Origin of the sequence: Ligilactobacillus equi DSM 15833 = JCM 10991 (genome assembly GCF_000615765.1) — a bacterium.
GTDB lineage: Bacteria > Bacillota > Bacilli > Lactobacillales > Lactobacillaceae > Ligilactobacillus > Ligilactobacillus equi.
Window position 1 is genome coordinate 1 of record NZ_BAMI01000103.1, and the last position, 2698, is coordinate 2698.

Annotated in this window: 2 protein-coding genes; both read left to right on the plus strand. The window is 33.0% G+C overall.

The genetic code is table 11. From position 1 onward, the window contains the following. The first annotated feature begins 605 nt into the window (after window positions 1-605). The gene (locus tag JCM10991_RS11470) at window positions 606-1358 is read left to right on the plus strand and encodes a response regulator transcription factor (RefSeq protein WP_035189013.1); all 753 of its coding nucleotides are present in this window, start codon (window positions 606-608) and stop codon (window positions 1356-1358) included. Beyond that, window positions 1358-2617, plus strand: coding sequence for a GHKL domain-containing protein (locus tag JCM10991_RS11475; protein WP_025021563.1), 1260 nt, complete (start codon window positions 1358-1360; stop codon window positions 2615-2617). The genes JCM10991_RS11470 and JCM10991_RS11475 overlap by 1 nt, the downstream gene beginning before the upstream one ends. The last annotated feature ends 81 nt before the right edge of the window (window positions 2618-2698 follow it).

Sequence of the window (2698 nt, forward strand, 5' to 3'; positions counted from 1 at the left end):
AAACCTTAAAAATTCCCGAATTATAAGCTTTGAAAAAAATATTTTTCAACAACGTTGTGCAAATCTCATTAGTGGGGTTATTCGAGGGAGTCTTTTTTTAAGTTTGGGTTATAATTTCTTACCAATAATTTTTTCTTATTTTTTGTAAGTTATAGTCGTTGACAAAAAGTAAGTTAATTTAATATAATCTATTTATCGGTAAATAGATTGGAGGGAAGGACATGGATATTGTATTATCTGGAGCCTTTGTTATTGCTGCTTTGACACTAGCTAAACCCAGCAAGAAAGACAGTGAAGAATTTCATAAGAAACACCGCTAGTTAAGATCAACTTTAAATAAGGTTGGTCTTTTCTTTTGGTCTAATTTGATAACATAACGTAAAAGAAGAATTCAATTCTATAATTAGAAATTGGTTGTGATGGGCGGTTCAGTATAGGTCGTTACGGCAGTTAACATTTATAGGTTAAATTGACGAAAAAGTTCGTATTGATGTTTCTTAATCTATATTTTTGGGATTAATTTATAAATTTCCAGGGTATTTTTGTAAAATAGCATAGTATTTGTGCTACAATACTATGTACTATTTTTTAGGGGGGCGAAAATTTTGCCAGTACGAATCTTTATTTGTGAGGATAACTTAATGCAAAGGGACTACCTTCGGCAAGCTATTAATAATTTTATCCTATTTCATAGTGAATATGATTTTGAGTTAGCTTGTGTGAGTGAAAAAGCACAAACTATTAAGGATTATCTTGAGAAAGAAAAGGTTAGTGAAGGGATTTATTTTCTTGATATCGACCTCAAGGAGCAAGATTTTGACGGAATTGACCTAGCAGCTTGGATCCGTAAGCGTGACTTACTTGCTAAGATTATTTTTGTGACTGCGCATAATGAACTGGCACCACTAACTTTGATGCGACGAGTGGAGCCGATGGGATGGGTGGACAAAGCCCAAGGATTAGACGGAATCCGAGCTGAAGTGTTTGATCTTTTAAAGGACGCTTATGAACGCTTGATACAACGGCAAGAAGAAAATTGCCAAATTTTTGAATTTAAAATCGGTAAGACTAATTATCGATACCATTTAGATGAATTACAGTATATAGAGACTACTGCGATATCTCACAAGTTAAAGGTTTCTTTTGGTAATCGTTTTTTTGAATTTTATGCACCAATGAGCGAAATAGAAGCTAAATATCCACAGCTACTTCGAATTAGTCGTTCTTGTTTAGTTAATACATATAATATTGTTGAAATTAACTATAGTCAACGTTGGATGCGTTTACAAAGTGGGATAACTAAATCAATTTCCTTCCGTTACTTACGTAAGGTCAAAGAAAGTTGGGATAGGAAGTAATGAGCTATAAAGATTTAGGGAATCTTTATTTTTTGACTTTGGATTTATTAACTTTTATCTATTTATGGGGAATCCATCGTCATCCATCATATTTAAAGCGAAGCTTGGCCTTCATTTATGCTTTTGGTTATCCCTGGATAGAGTTCTATCTGATCCCTGATGACTGGGGGACGATGTATTTCATATTTGGACTCAATGGCTTAGTTGCAGTTACTTTATTTTGGCGAGGTTATTATCGGTTACTATATGGTTTTTACATGTCAGCTCTCTTATCTTTTGGAACGGTATTTTTTATGGCGATGGTGGTGAATTATTATTTTAATCACTTTAGTTATGGAAGTTTGCCCTTTTTTATATTTGATGCGACAGGTTCGACTTTAGTTCAAGTTACGTTAATTATTGTGGTAGAAAAATTACATCTTCGGGAAAAATTACTTTCACAGGGAAGTTATAAGCTAGCTTTAGTTGTTTTATGGTTTTTATATTTATCAGTAATTTATTTGCAACAATTAGCTTTGGAGATTGCGCCAGAAGTTTATGATAAATATTTGGGATTTGGTATCTTGGTAGCGGTAATAGAGATTATTATTCTAATCCTCCTCGTTATCCGTGCATCACTTTATGCTAGTAAAAAGGCGGAGTATTATGCGCTTAAATCTTATACGGAAAAGTTAGAAGCCAAGCAAAAATCGATGGTCGAGTTGGAACATGATTATCGTAATCTTTTATTGAGTGTTCAAAGTAGACATGATATTAATATGTTAGATCAATATGCTAAAAGAGTAGTTAAAACGCCGAACTTGATGACAGGTATTCGTGATTTGGAAAATATTACGAATGCTAACTTGAGTAAATTTTTAGGCAATAAGTTTACAGAACTAGAGATAGCAGGAGTCAAAGTTCATTTTGAATGTCCTTATCCTTTGCCAGAATTACATGTAGATACTTTAGATTTAGTACGGATGTTGGGAATTTTATGTGATAATGCTAAAGAGGCTAGTCTACAGACAGATCATCCACAGGTAGATATTTTATTTTATACTGAAGATAATCTAGTTGAAATTACAATTTCTAACCCATATATTCCGCAGGGGGTCTCACTTGATAAATTACGTAACCGTGGGGTAACAACGAAAGACAACCATAAAGGACTAGGTTTGGTTAATTTGGAAAAGATTAGCAAGGCCTATAGTAATGTTTTGATTAATTTTAATCAAAATAATAATAATTTTGTCGTCCAAATTATTATTGAAAATTAAGGAAGAACTTTACTTTGAATGACATTAGAAAATAGCAACGCCCAAAGCCGTTAGAAAGTAACGTTTTAGTAACGTAATTTC